Source organism: Ideonella sp. sgz306126 (assembly GCF_056032705.1).
In genome coordinates, this window is record NZ_JBVYWP010000002.1 from 435,315 (window position 1) to 451,897 (window position 16,583).

At 68.4% G+C, this 16,583-nt stretch carries 15 protein-coding genes; 5 read left to right on the forward strand and 10 right to left on the reverse strand.

Annotated elements, in window-relative coordinates:
- Positions 1-39: 39 nt before the first annotated feature.
- The 3 genes from AC0N04_RS06475 to AC0N04_RS06485 form a co-directional block, all read right to left on the reverse strand.
- Entirely contained in the window at positions 40-1,587 is a 1,548-nt protein-coding gene (locus AC0N04_RS06475; RefSeq protein WP_474279822.1) for a thioredoxin family protein, read from the reverse strand.
- 118 nt (positions 1,588-1,705) lie between these two features.
- Positions 1,706-1,987, reverse strand: a complete 282-nt coding sequence (locus tag AC0N04_RS06480; protein ID WP_474279823.1) for a DUF427 domain-containing protein — start codon at positions 1,985-1,987, stop codon at positions 1,706-1,708.
- Positions 1,988-2,121: 134 nt separating this feature from the next.
- Positions 2,122-3,429 carry a DUF4397 domain-containing protein gene (locus tag AC0N04_RS06485; protein ID WP_474279824.1) on the reverse strand — a complete coding sequence of 436 codons (1,308 nt, stop codon included), beginning with the start codon at positions 3,427-3,429 and terminating at the stop codon, positions 2,122-2,124.
- 152 nt (positions 3,430-3,581) lie between these two features.
- On the opposite strand from AC0N04_RS06485, the gene AC0N04_RS06490 reads away from it, so the two are divergent.
- Positions 3,582-4,277 carry a phosphatase PAP2 family protein gene (locus AC0N04_RS06490; protein WP_474279825.1) on the forward strand — a complete coding sequence of 232 codons (696 nt, stop codon included), beginning with the start codon at positions 3,582-3,584 and terminating at the stop codon, positions 4,275-4,277.
- A 22-nt stretch (positions 4,278-4,299) separates the two neighbouring features.
- Here the strand turns inward: AC0N04_RS06490 and AC0N04_RS06495 are convergent, their stop codons facing one another.
- The 4 genes from AC0N04_RS06495 to AC0N04_RS06510 all read right to left on the reverse strand — a co-directional run bounded on the left by AC0N04_RS06495 (position 4,300) and on the right by AC0N04_RS06510 (position 8,945).
- The gene (locus AC0N04_RS06495) at positions 4,300-4,869 is read right to left on the reverse strand and encodes an NnrU family protein (RefSeq protein WP_474279826.1); all 570 of its coding nucleotides are present in this window, start codon (positions 4,867-4,869) and stop codon (positions 4,300-4,302) included.
- Positions 4,870-4,943: 74 nt separating this feature from the next.
- Positions 4,944-6,272 carry a class I SAM-dependent methyltransferase gene (locus tag AC0N04_RS06500; RefSeq protein WP_474279827.1) on the reverse strand — a complete coding sequence of 443 codons (1,329 nt, stop codon included), beginning with the start codon at positions 6,270-6,272 and terminating at the stop codon, positions 4,944-4,946.
- Between the two features lie 70 nt (positions 6,273-6,342).
- Complete coding sequence (locus tag AC0N04_RS06505) at positions 6,343-6,972, reverse strand: response regulator transcription factor (RefSeq protein WP_474279828.1); 630 nt, start codon at positions 6,970-6,972, stop codon at positions 6,343-6,345.
- A complete protein-coding gene (locus AC0N04_RS06510; RefSeq protein WP_474279829.1) occupies positions 6,969-8,945 on the reverse strand; it encodes a sensor histidine kinase in 1,977 nt (658 codons plus the stop codon). The genes AC0N04_RS06505 and AC0N04_RS06510 overlap by 4 nt, the downstream gene beginning before the upstream one ends.
- A gap of 162 nt (positions 8,946-9,107) precedes the next feature.
- Between AC0N04_RS06510 and AC0N04_RS06515 the strand changes: the two genes are divergently transcribed.
- The 3 genes from AC0N04_RS06515 (at position 9,108) to AC0N04_RS06525 (ending at position 12,189) form a co-directional block, all read left to right on the forward strand.
- Entirely contained in the window at positions 9,108-10,115 is a 1,008-nt protein-coding gene (locus AC0N04_RS06515) for a TRAP transporter substrate-binding protein (RefSeq protein WP_474280506.1), read from the forward strand.
- 116 nt (positions 10,116-10,231) lie between these two features.
- On the forward strand, positions 10,232-10,861 hold the full coding sequence (locus AC0N04_RS06520) for a TRAP transporter small permease (protein ID WP_474279830.1): 630 nt from the start codon (positions 10,232-10,234) through the stop codon (positions 10,859-10,861).
- Positions 10,858-12,189, forward strand: a complete 1,332-nt coding sequence (locus AC0N04_RS06525) for a TRAP transporter large permease (protein ID WP_474279831.1) — start codon at positions 10,858-10,860, stop codon at positions 12,187-12,189. The genes AC0N04_RS06520 and AC0N04_RS06525 overlap by 4 nt, the downstream gene beginning before the upstream one ends.
- Before the next feature lie 108 nt (positions 12,190-12,297).
- On the opposite strand, the gene AC0N04_RS06530 is transcribed toward AC0N04_RS06525, so the two are convergent.
- The 3 genes from AC0N04_RS06530 to AC0N04_RS06540 all read right to left on the reverse strand — a co-directional run bounded on the left by AC0N04_RS06530 (position 12,298) and on the right by AC0N04_RS06540 (position 15,333).
- The gene (locus tag AC0N04_RS06530; RefSeq protein ID WP_474279832.1) at positions 12,298-12,558 is read right to left on the reverse strand and encodes a VF530 family protein; all 261 of its coding nucleotides are present in this window, start codon (positions 12,556-12,558) and stop codon (positions 12,298-12,300) included.
- Positions 12,559-12,834: 276 nt separating this feature from the next.
- Positions 12,835-14,688 (reverse strand): P-loop ATPase, Sll1717 family, encoded by a 1,854-nt coding sequence (locus tag AC0N04_RS06535; RefSeq protein WP_474279833.1) that lies wholly within the window; start codon positions 14,686-14,688, stop codon positions 12,835-12,837.
- Positions 14,689-14,976: 288 nt separating this feature from the next.
- The gene (locus AC0N04_RS06540; RefSeq protein WP_474279834.1) at positions 14,977-15,333 is read right to left on the reverse strand and encodes an ATP-binding protein; all 357 of its coding nucleotides are present in this window, start codon (positions 15,331-15,333) and stop codon (positions 14,977-14,979) included.
- A gap of 139 nt (positions 15,334-15,472) precedes the next feature.
- On the opposite strand from AC0N04_RS06540, the gene AC0N04_RS06545 reads away from it, so the two are divergent.
- Positions 15,473-16,579: an ABC transporter substrate-binding protein gene (locus AC0N04_RS06545; RefSeq protein ID WP_474279835.1), complete on the forward strand. Its 1,107-nt coding sequence runs from the start codon at positions 15,473-15,475 to the stop codon at positions 16,577-16,579.
- Positions 16,580-16,583: the final 4 nt, after the last annotated feature.

Genomic DNA, 16,583 nt, shown 5'->3' on the forward strand with positions numbered 1-16,583 from the left:
GACAGGTGCGCAGGGTAGCAGCCTTGCGCGCCGCGCGCCTCAGATCAGCGCCTCGCAACGGCGGCGCTGCGACGCCTCGTCACGGGGCAGCCCGCCGCACAGCCGCTGGAGCCGGGCGCGCAGGCGTTCCATCACCGCGGGGTGGGCGCGGTGGGCGTTCCAGGTGGCCAGCGCATGGCCCAGGCGCTGCAGCGAACGGCCGCTGCGCTCGTCGAACGCCGCAGGCTGGCGGGCCGCCTCGTCCAGGATCTGGCGCGCCGTCTGCTCGATGCGGGCCTCGTCCCCGGGCGCCAGCTCGACCAGGGCGGACAGGTAGCCGGCACCCCATTGCAGGCGCGTGGCCGGCCCCTGGCTGCGCGCAAAAGCCTGGCCGTACCAGTCCAGCGCCTGCGCCGCGCGGCCTTGCCGGCGGGCGTTGCTGCCCAACTCGCTCATCAGGTAATAGGGCGAATGGCTCTTGGCCAGGTTGGCTTTCAACAGTGCGTCGCTGTCGGCCCACAGGCCCGCCTGCCCCAGCACATAGGCCGCCTCGGTGATCACCGCCTGGCGCTCGTATGGATCGGTGATGTCGCGGTCGTCCCGCGCACTGAGCTCGCGCACCTGCCGCGTCAAGGCCGACGGCAGCGCCGGGTGCAGCGCATCGCGCGGACCGTTCAGCCGCGCCAGGTCGACCCGCGCGCCCAGCGCCGAAAACCGGTCGGCGCGCGACAGGCTGGCATCGGCCTGCAGTGTCTGCAGCGCGTGATCGAACTGCGCCGCCAGCGCGGCACGCTCCGGCCCGGCAGTCGGCGCCAGCGCCAGCACCAGGTCGGGTGCGTCGTTGACCAGCAGGTCCATCTGCTGGCGCGCGGCCGGCGCATCGGCCAGCAGCAGCCGCACCCGCTGGCGCGTTGCCGCATCGACGGGCAGCCCCTGGCCGTCATGACGGCTGGCCAGGGCCTGCAGCAGCAGACGGGTCGCGACGTCGGCCTGGGCGGCCGGGCAGGCCTGCGCCAGCCGCGCCAGCAGCGCGGGCCGCCCGGCCTCGCCGACCAGCTGGTTCTCGTCGGTCTCCCAGCTGTAGAAGGCCAGCAGGCGCCACTCGTCGGGACCGACCGGGCGCCCCGCCAGCGCGTCGGCCAGCACCGCCTTGATCGGCCGGCCATCGGCCAGCCCGAGCTGCAGCAGCTGCATCACCTGCGGCGCGTCGGCCTCGCCCGGCAGGCGGGTGATCTCGGCGCCCGCCGGACTGAACAGGATCAGCGTCGGGTAGCCCTGCACCTTGAAGCGCGCGCCCAGGCGCTGGGCGCCCGGAGCATCGCCATCGACATGGACCGCGACGAAGCGCTTCGAGCGCTCGATGAAATCCTGGCGGTTGAACAGCGTGGCCTTCAGCTGGTTGCAGGGCGGGCACCAGCTGGCGCCCCAGTAGAGCAGCAAGGGCTTGTGCTCGGCACGGCTGCGGGCGAAGGCCTGCGCCACATCGGCATCGCTGGCAGCCGGTTGCCAGTCCACCGTCGCCGCCGGCACCGCGGCCTCGCCTCTGGGCAGCAGCGCCATCGCCAGGCTCAGCGTGAGCACCTGCGTCAGAACCCGGGTTCGCGTCATCGCTCGCTCCTGCGTGCACGGCGGCCTGCCGTGGAATCGGCCCTCCAGCCGGTTGCGCGGCTCGCGCCGCACCGGGCCGCCCGGGTGCCGACGCCTCTGCCCAACGGCAGCCTCGCCATCACTCGACGATCTGCACGCCCTTCCAGAAGGCCACCCGGTCCTTGATGTGGGCCGCCGCCTCGCTGGGCTCCGGATAGAACCACACCGCGTCGGGGTTCATCTCGCCGTTGACGAACAGGCTCAGGTAGTGCGCCTGGCCCTTCCAGACGCAGCTGCTGCGGTGGTTGCTGAAGCTGGTGTATTCGCGCTTGAGCGCCGACTGCGGGAAGTAATGGTTGCCTTCCAGCACCACGGTGTCGTCGCTCTCGGCGACCACCACGCCGTTCCAGATCGCTTTCATCGCACGCGTCTCCTGCATCGTTCGGTCCGTCGCTGCCCGCCAGCGCCACCGGACCCTCGCGTCATCGACGCGAGGTCGCCAGGGACCTCGGCCGACTCGGGCTCAGCGGGCGCTCCCGCGCCCGCCGGCCGGGATCACCGGTCGGTGGTCCACAAGTGCTGCGGCGAGCTCATCGAGCCGTACATGAACATCGTGTACACATGCTGGGCCACCAGTGGCGGCGAGGCCTCGGTCAGCGTCGGCAGCGACACCAGCGTCCCCGTGGACGACAGGACCTGCACGCTCGCCGAGCTCGCGCCGACGATGTTGATGTTGTACGGCGAGGCCTGGCCCTCGGACACGCCGGTGGTCGACACGCTGACGCCGTTGACGGTCATGGTCAGCGGCGAGCTGCCGGCCAGGGCGTTGATCAGGCGCACCTTGGCGTTGGCGACGTTGCTGGCCAGCCGGTAGTCGTCGGCGATCAGGGTCACCGTCGCCACCGAGGCCGTCGCGCCCTCGACCAGCAAGGTCCAGTCCTCGCCGGGATTGGCCGTCAGCGAGCCGTTCACCACGGTCGCGCCGACCGTGGCGGTCACGGCCAGGCCGGTCCCCGCGGTCACCAGCGCGTACGAACCCACCGCCGGCAGCGCGCCGACGTTCATGAAGGCGCCGGCCACCGACACGGTCACCGCGGAGCCGTCCGCCAGCGACGAGATCACGCGCACGCGAGCCTGGGTGTTGAGCAGCGGCGTCACGGTGCCGCCCTGGTTCAGCTGCATCGCGTCGACCAGCACGCCCGACTTGCCCGAGGTCAGCACGAAGGTCACGACGTCGGTGCTGGCCAGCGCCACGCCCGTGACATCCAGCCGCAGGTCGGTGATGTCGCCGGTGCCCACCACGCGCAGGCGGTAGGTGCCGGCCGTCTGCACCGAGTACGGCGTCTGGCTGCCGCCGGCCAGCACGTTCGATGCGATCGGGCTGGAGGTGGCCAGGTTGTCGTTGGGGCCGGTCAGGTAGATGTCGAGCGCGCCCGAATCGCCGGCCTCGTTGAGCACGCTGACCTTGGTCTGGCCGCTGTTGGCCGCGGTGACGTTGTCGGCCAGCGCGACCGACTTCAACGCGCCTTGCGAGGTGAAGGTGACGACCGTGTACTGGGTGTTGCCGTTGAGCGTGCGGCTCTGGGTCAACAGGCTGCTGGTGCTGCCGGTGTTGGTGAAGACGATGCTGTCGGTGCCTGCCGTCACGCTGGTGTAGGCGCTGCCCGTGCCATACGCGACCCCCGAGATCCACTTCGTCAGGTTGCTGTTCGAATCCTGGTAATACAGATCGAGCGAGGCATAGCCCTGGCTCGCGTTGACCATGCGCAGCGACGCCGTTCCGCCGCTGCCGCTGCCACAAGCGCTCAGCCACGCCGCTGCGGGCACCAGGGCCGGCAGGCCCAGCAAGGTTCTTCTCTTCATGTGAGGTCCGATCAGATGGCGGGAAATGACTCTATCCCATTGTGCGAAGCGCGATGTTACTGCGTTGTTGCTCGGCCCGGCCATGCGCCGCGCAGCGGCCCGGCCGGGGATTCGCCGCGTCGCCGCCGCGCGACCCGCACTACCATGGGCGCATGGCGCTTGCTTCCTTCTCGTCCCTGGCCTGGCATCTGCTGACGCGCGTCGGCGAGGCGCAGATCCTGCTGCCCGCGATGGCCGCCACCCTGGTCTGGCTGTCCCTGCATGCCCGCTCGCGGCCGCTGGCCTGGCGCTGGCTGACGGGCACGGTGGCCGCAACCGCGCTGACCACCGCCACCAAGGTCGCCTTCATCGGCTTCGGCCTGGGCTTCGCGCCGCTCGACTTCTCGGGCCTGTCCGGCCACGCGATGTTCTCCTCGTCGCTGCTGCCGCTGATGATCGCCTTGCTGCTGCTGCGCAGCCCGCAGGCCCGGCTGCGGGCGATCGACCTGCTGCCCGGCGCGGCGCTGGCGCTGCTGATCGCGGTCTCGCGGGTCCGGCTCGGGGCCCACTCGTGGAGCGAAGTGGTGCTCGGGGGCTCACTCGGGTGCGCGGTCAACCTCTGGGTGCTGGCGACGCCCGGCGGCGCCCAGCGTCCGCCGCGCGCCCCCCATGCCGCCACCTGGCTGCTGGCCGGCTGGCTGCTGGCGCTGCCGGTGGGCGCGCCCCAGGCCCAGACCCACGCCTGGGTCACCGCGCTGTCGCTCAAGGTCTCGGGTCACCCGCGGCCCTACACCCGGGAACAGATGCGGCGCACCTACCGGGACCGGCACGGTTGCTTCGGCCCCGGGCTGCAGCGCGGCTCGGCCTGAGCCTGAGCCGGCGCCGCCCGCGTCAGCCGAAGGGCCGGACGCCGATCAGCGCGGCGTGGCCCCAGAACGCGAACAGCACCCAGGCGGCCACGCCCGCGCCCACGGCCCAGGCGGTGCGGCCCGCCTGCACCACCGGCGGCGTGCCGACCGGGCGCCGGCGGGCGCTGCGGAAGGCCAGCACCGCCCAGACCAGGAACGAGCCGAACAGCAGTTCGTCGGCGAGCGTGTGGTTGGCCAGCAGGTGCGCGAACGCCCACAGCTTGACGCCCAGCAGCATCGGGTGGCCCAGGCGGGCGCGCAGCGCGTTGCCCGGAATCTGCGACGCCGCCAGCAGCACGAAGGCCGGCAGGGTCAGCAGCGCGGCCAGGTGGCGCGTCCAGGTCGGCGAGGTCCACAGCACCACCGGTTGCTGCCGGGCCAGGCCGAAGCCCCAGACCAGCACCGCCAACCCCAGCAGCGACAGCAGCGCGTAGGCGCCCTTCCAGGCCTTCTCGCCGTGGCGCGCGATCTGCTCGGTGCGCCAGCCATCGGCCACGATGCGCACCGAATGCACGCCCAAGAACAGCAGCAGGCCCAGGATCAGCACGGTCATCGTCTCTCCTCGATCAACAGTCGCGACGGGCCCGATTGTGGGGCCTGCGTCCGGCCCGTCGGCCGGCGGGCCGCTCAGCGTGGAGCCGCCGCCGGCGCCGCATCGGCTTGCAGCAGTTGCTCCAGGCAATGCTCCCGGAGCCCGTAGAAGGCCTTGATCTCGTCGATCTGGCGCAGCGCCTCGCCGCGGCGCCGGGCTTCGCCGGGGGCGTCGTCGGCGCGCCGCACGGCCAGGATCATCTTGTTCTTGCTGGTGTGCTCCAACGCGACGAACTCGAACACCTGCGCGTCGTAGCCCTGGGCATCGAGCAGCAGCGCGCGCAGGCTGTCGGTCACCATCTCGGCCTGCTGGCCCAAGTGGATGCCGTGCTGCAACATGCCCTTGAGCGGCGCCGGCAACTGCATCTGCGGCCGGATCTGCTTGTGGCAGCAGGGCGAGCTGAGGATGATGCGCGCGCCGGCGCGGATGCCGGTGTAGAGCGCGAAATCGGTCGCGGTGTCGCAGGCGTGCAGCGCGATCATCACGTCCAGCCTCTCGGGCACGTGGCTGCGCACGTCGCCGCAGACGAATTCCAGCCCGGCCAGCCCGCGTCGGCGCGCCGCCGCGTTGCACAGCTGGACCAGGTCGTCGCGCAGCTCGACGCCCACCACCCGCGCCGCCCAGCCGCGCTGGCGCGTCAGGTGATCGTGGGTGGCGAAGGTCAGGTAGCCCTTGCCGGCGCCGAAATCGACCACGCTGACGCCGCCCGCCTGCGGCACCAGCCGCGCCTCGTCCAGCGCATGGCTCAGCACCTCGACGAACTTGTTGATCTGCTTCCACTTGCGCGCCATCGCCGGCACCAGCCGGTGCTGGGCGTCGGTCACGCCCAGGTCTTCGAGGAAGGGCAGGTCCAGCGACAGCGCGCGCTGCTTGGCGCGGTCATGGCCGCCGGCCAGCGCCGCCGCCACCGGCTCGTCCAGGCGCCGCTGCGTCAGTCCGATCTTGCCGCGCTTGCTGATCAGCAACTGCAGCTCCTCGGTGCTGGTGAACAAGTGGGCATGGCTGAACTCGCGCCCCAGCATCTCGCGCAAGGCCGCCAGCCCGTCCGCCAGCGGCGGGTTCTTGGTGATGTCGCGCGTCTTGTGGGTGTAGACCAGGCTCAGGCAGGCCTGGCCGCGCAGCAGCAGCGGCCGCGCGCTGACCCGCACCAGATCCGAGCCTGGCTGGCGCGGCTTGCCCAGCACCAGCTTGACCAGGCGCTGCGAGGCGATGCTGTCGGCCAGCGTGTCGAAGAAGCGCTCGCGCCGCGCCAGATCGGCCAGCGCGCTGCGCTCCTCGCGCAGCGGGCCGGCGTCGGCGTCGGCATCGGTATCGGCGCCGCTGGCGAGGGGGCTGGCTAGGTCATCGGGGGGCGCGGAGCTCATCGCGCGATTGTCGGCGGGTTTGGTCGCCGCAGCACCCGGGGAGCCGCATGCCGGCGCGGCCCGAACGCCCTCAGCCCTCGCCCGCGCCGCCCGCCAGCAGGGTCGCCACCTCGGCGGCCGAGCGCACGCCCAGCTTGGCGAACACCCGGGCGCGGTGCACTTCCACCGTGCGCACCGCCACGCCCAGCTCGTCGGCGATCACCTTGTTGAGCTTGCCGGCAGCCACGCGCTGCATCACCTCGCGCTCGCGCTCGCTCAGGCTGGCCAGGCGCGCCTGGCGCTCGTCGCCGGCGGCGCGGCTGCGCTGCTGGGCGGCGGCCACCGCCAGCGCGCGCCGCACCCGCTCCACCAGCGCGGCGTCCGAGAACGGCTTCTCGATGAAATCGAAGGCGCCCTTCTTCAGCGCGTCGACCGCCATCGGGATGTCGCCGTGGCCGGTCAGGAAGATCACCGGCGCGCGCACGCCGCGAGCCATCAGCAGGTCGTGCAGCTGCAGGCCGGAGATCGGCTCCATGCGCACGTCCAGCAGCAGGCAGCCGGTCAGCGGTCCGGCGTCCAAGGCCGCCAGCAGCGCCGGGCCGCCGTCGTAGGCCTGCACCGTGATGCCGTGCGAGGCGAACAGGAAGGCCAGCGCGTCGCGCACCGGCGCCTCGTCGTCGACCAGGTGCACCGCGAGGGGAGGGGAAGCGTCGTCGGTCATGGGGGATCGTGGCGGAGCCAGGCGCCATCATCGCCCGGCGCGACGCGCGGCAGCGTGAACGACAGGCGTGCGCCGCCCAGCGGGCTGGCGCCGGCGTCCATGCCGCCGTGGTGGGCTTCGATCACCGAGCGGCAGATCGCCAGCCCCATGCCCATGCCCTCGCTCTTGGTCGAGTAGAACGCCGCGGTCAACTGCTCGATGCCGCGGCCCTGCAGGCCGGGGCCGTCGTCGTCCACGTCGACCCGCACGAAGCCCTCGCCGGCCATCGCCGCGGCGATCCGCACCCGGCCGCCGGCCCGGCCGGCCGCCACCAGCTCGTCGGCGGCGTTGCGCACCAGGTTGATCAGCACCTGCTCGATCAGCACCGGGTCGGCGTCCACCGGCGGCAGGCCGGGCGCCAGCGCCCATTCCAGCAGAACGTGCTGGCGGCGCAGGTCGCGCGCCAGCAGCTCGACCGCGCGGCGCAAGGTGGCGGCCAGATCGCAGGGCTCGCGCTGCGGCGAACGGCGGGTCAGGAATTCGCGGATGCGCTGCACGATGCGCCCGGCCTCGGCCGCCTGTTCGCCCAGGCGCTGCACCGCCTGCAGCACCACCGCATCGCCATAGCCGGCGCGCTGCAGCGAGCGCAGCACCCCGGCGTTGTAGCCGGCGATCGCGGTCAGCGGCTGGTTGAGCTGGTGCGCCAGCGCCGACGCCACCTCGCCCAGCGTGGTCAGCCGCGCCTGGTGGGCCATCGCCTCGGTCTGGCGGCGCTCGCGCTCCTCCATGCGGCGGCGCTCGGTGATGTCGACGATCGACCCCATCCAGCCGATCTGCCGGCCCGCCGCGTCCACCAGCGGCGCCTCCATCAGCATCACGTCGATCAGGCGGCCGTCCGCCCGCACCCAGCGCGTTTCGTAGCCTTCGCGCGGCGCCTGGCCGGCCATGTTGCGCAGGTGGCGCTCCATGCTTTGCGCCACCTGGTCGGGCGGCCAGTAGGGCATCGGCGGCAGGCAGCCCAGCAACTGCTCGGGGCTGAAGCCCAGCAGGTCGCAAAAGGCGCGGTTGACGTGGACCAGCCGGCCTTCGTTGTCGCGCCCGCGCAGCCCCACGGTGAGCGAATCCTCGATCGCCCGGCGCCACGCGGCCTCGGTGCGCCAGGCCTGCTCGGCGCGCGCCACCTCGCGCATCTGGCGGCGCAGCATCAGCGTGGCCGCGCCGGTCAGCAGCAGGAAGGCGCCCATCAGCAGCAGCGGCAGCGTGCGCCACCAGGGCTTGCGCACGTCGCGCACCGTCAGCTCCAGGTAGGTGTCGACCATCACCGGCTCGACGCTGACCTTGTGGCTGGGATGGCCGGCCAGCGGCATCACGTCGCCAGCGGCGGCGATGGTCTGGTCGAAGCCGTCGACCAGGCGCACCGCGTAGCGCCGCGCCAGCCACCACGGCACGGTCTGGCGCAGCAGCATCGTCGGGGCGAAACGGACGATCAGCTCGCCCGAGGGCTTGCCGTCCACCATCGGCAGCGGCGCCGACAGGTGCGCGCTCAGGCCGGCGTCCTCGGGCCGGGTGCCGCGCACCAGCGGCTCGGGCATCGGCGCCTGCTCGGGCACGTGCAGGCGGATGCGGTTGTCGGCGTCGAGCACGGTGACGCTGATCCACAGCCGCCGCATGCCTTCCATCACCTCGACCCGGCGCAGCAACTGGTCGGCGGTGGTGCGGGGTGTCAGCTGCAGCGCCAGCGACTGCACCGCCGCCTGCTCGCCCTGCATCCAGGTGCCGATGCGGCTGTCCAGCGTCAGCGCGTCGGCGATCAGCGTGTGGCGCTCGTCCTCGGCGTCCTGCAGGTCGGTCCACTGCAGCCAGGCCGCCACCGCCGCCACGAAGGCCAGCGCCAGCAGGAACGGCGCCGCCCACCACAGCGCGGCCAGGCGCCGCGGGCCGCGCTGCGGCGCGGGCCTGCGGGCGGGGTCGGCGGGCAAGGGAGCGGCGTCCATGGCCGGCAGTCTAGGGGCGCCGCGACGCATGCGGCGGCCGGCGGCACGCCCGATGTGGAAATCCACAACTGGTCAGCGTGCCGCCGCTCTCGCAGAATTCGCCGCACGCGCCGGCCCCCTGCCCGGTGACCGTTCCAAAGGAGACACCCGATGATCCGCTCCCTGACCCGCCGCAGCCTGCTGGCCGCCGCCGCGCTGACCGCCACGTTCGCGCCGGCCGCCTTCGCCGAGGCCCCGATCGTGATCAAGTTCAGCCACGTCGTGGCCCCCGACACGCCCAAGGGCAAGGCCGCCGACTTCTTCGCCAAGCGCGCCGCCGAGCTGACCAAGGGCCGCGTCAAGGTCGAGGTCTACCCGAACAGCCAGCTCTACAAGGACAAGGAAGAGATGGAGGCGCTGCAGCTGGGTTCGGTGCAGATGCTGGCGCCGTCGCTGAGCAAGTTCGGCCCGCTGGGCGTGAAGGAATTCGAAGCCTTCGACCTGCCCTACATCTTCGACAACGAGGCCGAGCTGCACAAGGTCACCGCCGGTCCGGTCGGCAAGGCCCTGCTGGCCAAGCTGGCGCCCAAGGGCATCCTGGGCCTGGCCTACTGGGACAACGGCTTCAAGTCGTTCTCGTCGAACCGGCCGATGCACAAGCCCGAAGACCTGAAGGGCCTGAAGATGCGCATCCAGTCGTCCAAGGTGCTGGAAGCGCAGATGCGCGCGCTCGGCGCGATCCCGCAGGTGATGGCCTTCTCCGAGGTCTACCAGGCGCTGCAGTCGGGCGTGGTGGACGGCACCGAGAACCCGCACTCCAACCTCTACACCCAGAAGATGTACGAGGTGCAGAAGCACGTCACGCTGACCAACCACGGCTACCTGGGCTACGCGGTGGTGGTGAACAAGAAGTTCTGGGACGGCCTGCCGGCTGATATCCGCGGCGAGCTGGACCAGGCCATGGTCGAAGCCACCAAGGTCGCCAACGACAGCGCCGACGCGCTGAACAACGAGGCCCTGGCCAAGATCCGCGCCTCGGGCAAGACCGACGTCTACACCCCGACGCCGGCCGAGCGCCTGGCCTTCAAGAAGGCCTTGATCCCGGTGCACAAGCAGATGGAATCGCGCATCGGCGCCGAGACCATCAACGCGATCTACAAGGCCACCGGCTTCGACCCGGCCAAGCTGTAAGCACCTGAGCGCGGCGCGGGCGGGATGCCCGCGCGCCGTCGTCGCCTCCGGCGGGCCGCTGATCGCAGCGGCCCGCCGCATCAACCTGGGCCCGCGGGGCCTGCAAGGAGGGCCCCATGAAGTGGCTCGATCATCTCGAGGAATGGATCATCACGGTGATGATGGGCGTTGCCACCCTCCTCACCTTCACCGCGGTGCTGCACCGCTACGCCTCCGGCCTGGCGATCCCCTACGTGCAGGACTGGCTGCTGACGCTCAACTTCTCGTGGGCGCAGGAGGCGACGATCTACATGTTCGTCTGGATGGCCAAGTTCGGCGCCGCCTACGGCGTGCGGCGCGGCACCCACGTCGGCGTCGACGTGGTGGTGCGCAAGCTGCCGCCGGACAAGGCCAAGTGGCTGGTGCTGTTCGGCCTGTTCGCCGGCGCGGTGTTCACCGGCATCGTCGGCACGCTGGGCGCGCGCTTCGTCTGGGAGAACGGCTTCCACTACGCGCTGTACCACGCGCTGAACCTCCCGCTGGGCGACCTGCCCGAGGGCCCGACCTCGCCCGACATGGAGATCCCGACCTGGATCCCCTATTCCTGCGTTCCGCTGGGCTCGTACCTGATGTGCTTCCGCTTCCTCCAGGTCGCCTGGCATTTCATCCGCACCGGCGAAGTGCCGCACCATGAACACGGCCACGTCGAAGGCATCGACGACGCGCCGCTGGACGCCAACCTCGTCAGCCCGGGAGTCCGCTCATGAGCGCCCTGATCATCTTCGTCCTGCTGCTCGCGCTGATGCTGACGGGCATGCCGATCTCGATCTCGCTCGGCCTGACCGTGCTGACCTTCCTGTTCACGATGACGCAGGTGCCGATCGAATCAGTGGCGCTCAAGCTGTTCACCGGGATCGAGAGCTTCGAGATCATGGCGATCCCGTTCTTCATCCTGGCCGGCGCCTTCCTGACGCACGGCGGCGTGGCGCGGCGGATGATCCGCTTCACCACCTCGATGATCGGCCACTGGTACGGCGGCATGGGCCTGGCCGGCGTGCTCTCGTGCGCGCTGTTCGCGGCCATCTCCGGCTCGTCGGTGGCCACGGTGGTGGCGGTCGGCTCCATCATGCTGCCCGCGATGGTCAAGCAGGGCTACCCGAAGGAGTTCGGCGCCGGCGTCATCACCACCTCGGGTGCGCTGGGCATCCTGTTCCCGCCGTCGATCAACCTGGTCATGTACTCGCTGGCCACCGCCGGCATGAGCGTCACCGGCCCGCACGGCGAATCGGTCAGCTCGGCCTCGGTCGGCCAGCTCTTCATGGCCGGCGTGGTGCCCGGCCTGTGCCTGTCGGCGCTGCTGGGCATCACCACCTGGTGGCGCGCCCGCAAGAACGACTATCCGCGCATGCCCCGCGCCTCCTGGGCCGAGCGCTGGAAGGCGTTCCGCGACAGCGCCTGGGGCCTGCTGCTGATCGTCATCGTCATCGGCGGCATCTACAGCGGCATGTTCACGCCCACCGAGGCGGCCGCCGTGGCGGCGGTCTACGCCTTCTTCATCTCGGTCTTCGTCTACAAGGACCTGAAGCTCAAGGAAGTGCCCAAGACGCTGCTGAACGCCGCGGCGATGAGCGCGATGCTGCTCTACATCATCACCAACGCCGTGATGTTCTCGTTCCTGCTGACCTCCGAGCAGATCCCGCAAGGCATGGCCGCGTGGATGACCACGCAGGGCTTCGGCCTGGTGGTCTTCCTGCTGATCGTCAACGTCATCCTGCTGGCCGCCGGCAACTTCATGGACCCGTCGGCGATCGTGCTGATCTTCGGCCCCATCCTGTTCCCGGTCGCCGTCAAGCTGGGCGTCAACCCGATCCACCTGGGCATCCTGATGGCGGTCAACATGGAGGTCGGCATGTGCCACCCGCCGGTGGGGCTGAACCTCTACGTCGCGTCGGGCATCACCAAGATGGGCATCACCGAACTGACGGTGGCCGTCTGGCCCTGGCTGCTGACGATGATCGGCTTCCTGGTGCTGGTGACCTACTGGCCGCCGTTGACGATGTTCCTGCCCAAGCTGCTCGGCATGGCCGGCGGTTGAGGCCTGCCGCCGCGGGGCCCCGGGTCCCGCGGCCGGCCGGCCGGTGGGCGCAGGCCGTTGACGGCCCCCGGCGAACCCCAGGCCCTCAGGGCCGCTCTCAGCCCCGCCTCAGCGGGGCTGGCTGCGTTGGCGCTCCCGCAGCATGAACAGGTAGAGCCCCTCGACCTTCTCGCGCGCCCACGGCGTCTTGCGCAGGAACGTGAGGCTGGCCTTGATGCTCGGGTCGAAGGCGAAGCAGCGCAGCGGGATGCGCGCATCGAGGCCCGCCCAACCGTACTCGTCGCGCAGTGCGGTCACAACGGCCTCGAGGGTCACCCCATGCAGCGGGTTGCGCGGCTGCGCCTGGGGCGACGGGAGGGGGGTGGTCATGACGCGATTGTCGCCGGCGAGGGCGGGAGGGGGGGCGACGACAAATGCACGGCGCCTTGCTACGCGGTTCGTATCGAGGCCCGCACCCACTCCGTGTGCAACCTGGCCGCCGTTAGATGGGCCGTCTGTTCCGATTGGCGCTGCATCACCGCGGACGAATACGGCTTTGCCAGGAAGAAAAAAGGCAGACCAGCGAAATCAAAACGATTGGTTGAGGTGGTGGGGAGCTCCTGTACAAGGATAGACCGCTCTATGCACGTCTACTCGCGGACGACATTAGCCTTTCTTCGAACCTCCTCGATAAGGCTTCACCGACGTCTTTTTAGCCACCGTAGTTCCAAAAACCTTCCTAGCCGCCTGCGGCTGCCGGGCAGCACTGTGGACGGTCTCTTTAGAGCCCCGGTGTTGCTGCTTAGACCCCTGCCGCCGTCTGCGAGAACCACTGGGGCCGGTATTCTGATTGGTCGAATTCTGGACGCGTAACCCAATATCGAGCGCCTTGGACACGCCCAAGTTGATCATCAGGATTCCGGAAGTTTTGACCTTCGGTGCAATATTTGTCAGCGTTCTCTCCCGAAACGAAAAATGAAAGAACTTTTCTGCATCATCCCCAACTATCTCTCGATATCCAACTACATTAATATCGTAGAAAAACTGTAGAAGTGCTTCAGGGTCGCGAAGATATTCAGTTGCCCTTACGGTTTCCCCGCGAATCCAGCCCTTGAATCTATCAAATGCTCTGACAAAATCATCAAATTTAAATTCTGGCTTTCCATCCAAATATTGAAAGAACTTTATGTACAGAAAGAAATCCTCCTGCTCCATATAAAAGGCAGAGTAATTTCTTACCTCACCCAACAAGTAATCTGCATACTCTTTCGTGAAATCTGGGTTACGTACAATATCTGAACCAAACTTGTTTTCAGCTCCTCGACCGAGTCGCTTGACTGACACACCTCTTGCTATCTTTACAAAGGTTAGGAGGTCACGTGGTTTTTGAAATGAAGCTCGTAGTAATCGGCGAAATATTGTTTGTGACTCATCTGCAGCGAGATAGTGGTCAGCGGCGACGAGGTCGTTGACCTCATCGTCCTGCTGGCTTGCAAAAAACTTTCCGGTAGCCTCGTACAGCCGAGAGTCTCGCATTCCTTGTTCGGTTGTCGACCAGTCAAGTAATACGGAATTGTCACGAAGACGCGAGTTGGAGTTGTACAGATTGAGTGAATGAAAAACATCCGGACGCACGAGAAGCACTATCTTTATACGCCCCTTTGAGTCCCGAATATTTCCAAAATACTCAGTGTTCAACTGCCAAACAGCTTCCCCGAGTCCTTTGACGCAGGCCAAGTAATCGTTGTAAGGGACATTCTCTGGTCGGTAGTCGATGCCGTCCACAAAAAGAACGTGATTCCGAGATAAGCGCAGATCGGCGATCGCCTGCTTCAGGCGCGTTTCCTTCTCCAGCAGATGGTGCTTTATCTGCTCAGTTTTATCCGAAATTTTAGATTTATCCTCTGCTGAAACCTTGGCGAACTTATCGTAACCAACCTGGAAGGAATCCGATAATTCCCTGATCATCTCGAACGCAACTTCAACCTCAGGATTGAGCGCATCTTTATTGAAGGTCTCTACTTCGGCTTCGATCTCATTAAATTTGCCAGTGAAACTCTCGAGAAAGCCCTTCGACTTTTGGATCAACGCTTGTGCCGTCATATTTAGCAGCATCGGGCGCCAGATGTTCGCGTAGTCGCTATATTCTAGTTTTCCTTGACGCTTTAGTGCAATGAAGCGTTTGTACTGACTCTCGGTCATTGTGGAGAGTTTACAGCGGGTCTTCTCAACATCGTTATTTTCAAGATAGGCGGCATACGCCGTCTTGCCCGAGCCCTTTTCGCCAATCAAATAGTAGACGGATGGTTTGAGGCAGTCGAACAAGTCGGTAGTACGCAGAAAGATCTGATTGAAGAACTCCTTCTCCTGACGCGTCCTGTAGTTCACTGCGTCATTGAAGGGATCCTTCAATTGATCGAGAGTCTTCCACAGAGGCTGCTTTGACTGCGGGTTATCCATAGGTCTCAGGCTCTCGCTTTTACGATTTAACGGGAACTGGCGTAGGTTGACTATAGCCATGCTGTGCTGTGATCGCCATTAGCTTTGTGGGTGGTTATCCGTGGTTTCATCCGGGGCGGTCTCAAATCTGAAGTGCAACACCTTGCCAACCGGTACGGTGGGTGTTATCAAGCCGACCCCAGCAGCACTCCGTTCGGACCGACTTTGCCCGGCCGAGCCCAGATGCGCAAGCCCCGGGAGGAACGGCTCGCAGGCCGGCCTTGAGGTCCCACGGAAGGCGCTCACTCGCGAACCTTCCAGGCCGTTCCGCAACGCCGCCCTCTGCCGTTCGCGAGCTACCGCAGCGGCTCAGTGCCGGGTCGCGGGCGGCGCCAGCGCGACGCTGAACCCCACCGTCGTCAGCCCGTCGACCGAGTGGGCGAAGACCTGGCCCTGGTGCATCGTGGCGATGGCCTTGACGATCGCCAGGCCCAGGCCGTGGCTGTCGCCGCTGTTGGCGCGGGAGCTGTCGACGCGGTAGAAGCGGTCGAACAGCCGCTCCAGGTGCTCGGCGGCGATCGTGGCGCTAGGGTTGCTCACCGCCACCTCGGCATGGTCGGTGCGCTGCGCGATCCAGTAGCCCGATCCGGCCACGCCCAGCGCGGGCCGGGACGATCGCCGTCGCGGCGCGGCGCGCGGAGGGAACGGCAGGGGGGGCGGGATCATCGGCAGCATCAGGGCTGGCACGGTAGGCCCTGGCCCGGCACGCGGGGCTGACCGCCCGATGACGAAACCGTCAGGTGGGCGCCGCTATACTCGCCGCGCCCCGGTGCCGACCGCGGCTCCTGACCTGGGCACTTCATCCGTGAATCCGCGCGCGTCGCACGTCCTGTCCTTCTTCGCCGCTGCGCTGGCCCTGTGCTGCCCGGCGGCCCGGGCGCAGTTGCCGCCGGTCTACCCGTCGAGCGACGTCCAGCTGGTCTCGGCCGCCCGCTCCGAAGGCAAGGTGGTGGTGTATGCGGCGACCGACCTGGCCGCCGCGGCCCCGCTGATCCGCGATTTCGAGTCGATCTATCCGGGCGTGCGGGTGGTCTACACCGAACTCAACAGCAGCGAGCTGTACGCGCGCTACGTCGACGAAGTGGCGGCGCACCGCCCGTCGGCCGACGTGCTGTGGAGTTCGGCGATGGACCTGCAGATGAAGCTGGCCAACGACAACCTGGCTGCGGCCTACCGCTCGCCCGAAGCGGCGGCGCTGCCCGCCTGGGCGGTCTGGCGCGACACGGGCTACGGCACCACCTTCGAGCCGGCGGTGTTCGTCTACAACACGCGGCTGGTGACCGGCGCCGAGATCCCCCGCACCCACGCGGATTTCCAGCGCCTGCTGGAGACGCGCCGCGACAAGTACGTCGGCCGGGTCACCAGTTACGACATCGAGAAATCCGCGGTCGGCAAGCTGTTCGCCACGCAGGACAGCCGCACCCGGCCGGCGTTCTGGAACTTCGCGCGCGTGCTGGGCGCCAACTCGGTCGAGCTGGAGTCGGACACCTCGGTGATGATGGAGCGCATCGCCTCCGGCAAGGCCTACCTCGGCTACAACCTGATCGGCTCGTATGCGCTGACGCGCGCCCGGCGCGACCCGTCGATCGGCGTCGTGCTGCCGTCCGACTACACGCTGGTGATGTCGCGCATCGCGCTGATCTCGCGCGCCGCGCCGCATCCCAGCGCGGCGCGGCTGTGGCTCGACTATCTGCTGTCGCGGCGCGGCCAGACGGTGCTGGCCAGGCGCTCGGAGCTGTCGTCGATCCGCGCCGACGTCGAGGGCGAGTTCACCGCGGCCGCGCTGCAGCGCCAGCTCGGCGCGAGCCTGCAGCCGATCCGCGTCGATCCGACGCTGCTGGTCTACCTCGACCGGGCCAAGCAGGCGGATTTCCTGCGCCGCTGGCATCAGGCCATCGGCCCGCCGAACTGACGGC

Excerpts from the sequence above, each read along its gene's own strand:
- AC0N04_RS06475 (WP_474279822.1), bottom strand. The coding sequence starts at position 1,587 with ATGACGCGAACCCGGGTTCTGACGCAGGTGCTCACGCTGAGCCTGGCG.
- AC0N04_RS06505 (WP_474279828.1), bottom strand. The coding sequence starts at position 6,972 with ATGACCGACGACGCTTCCCCTCCCCTCGCGGTGCACCTGGTCGACGAC.
- AC0N04_RS06525 (WP_474279831.1), top strand. The coding sequence starts at position 10,858 with ATGAGCGCCCTGATCATCTTCGTCCTGCTGCTCGCGCTGATGCTGACG.
- AC0N04_RS06510 (WP_474279829.1), bottom strand. The coding sequence starts at position 8,945 with ATGGACGCCGCTCCCTTGCCCGCCGACCCCGCCCGCAGGCCCGCGCCG.
- AC0N04_RS06540 (WP_474279834.1), bottom strand. The coding sequence starts at position 15,333 with ATGATCCCGCCCCCCCTGCCGTTCCCTCCGCGCGCCGCGCCGCGACGG.
- AC0N04_RS06500 (WP_474279827.1), bottom strand. The coding sequence starts at position 6,272 with ATGAGCTCCGCGCCCCCCGATGACCTAGCCAGCCCCCTCGCCAGCGGC.
- AC0N04_RS06495 (WP_474279826.1), bottom strand. The coding sequence starts at position 4,869 with ATGACCGTGCTGATCCTGGGCCTGCTGCTGTTCTTGGGCGTGCATTCG.
- AC0N04_RS06490 (WP_474279825.1), top strand. The coding sequence starts at position 3,582 with ATGGCGCTTGCTTCCTTCTCGTCCCTGGCCTGGCATCTGCTGACGCGC.
- AC0N04_RS06520 (WP_474279830.1), top strand. The coding sequence starts at position 10,232 with ATGAAGTGGCTCGATCATCTCGAGGAATGGATCATCACGGTGATGATG.
- AC0N04_RS06530 (WP_474279832.1), bottom strand. The coding sequence starts at position 12,558 with ATGACCACCCCCCTCCCGTCGCCCCAGGCGCAGCCGCGCAACCCGCTG.
- AC0N04_RS06535 (WP_474279833.1), bottom strand. The coding sequence starts at position 14,688 with ATGGCTATAGTCAACCTACGCCAGTTCCCGTTAAATCGTAAAAGCGAG.
- AC0N04_RS06480 (WP_474279823.1), bottom strand. The coding sequence starts at position 1,987 with ATGAAAGCGATCTGGAACGGCGTGGTGGTCGCCGAGAGCGACGACACC.
- AC0N04_RS06485 (WP_474279824.1), bottom strand. The coding sequence starts at position 3,429 with ATGAAGAGAAGAACCTTGCTGGGCCTGCCGGCCCTGGTGCCCGCAGCG.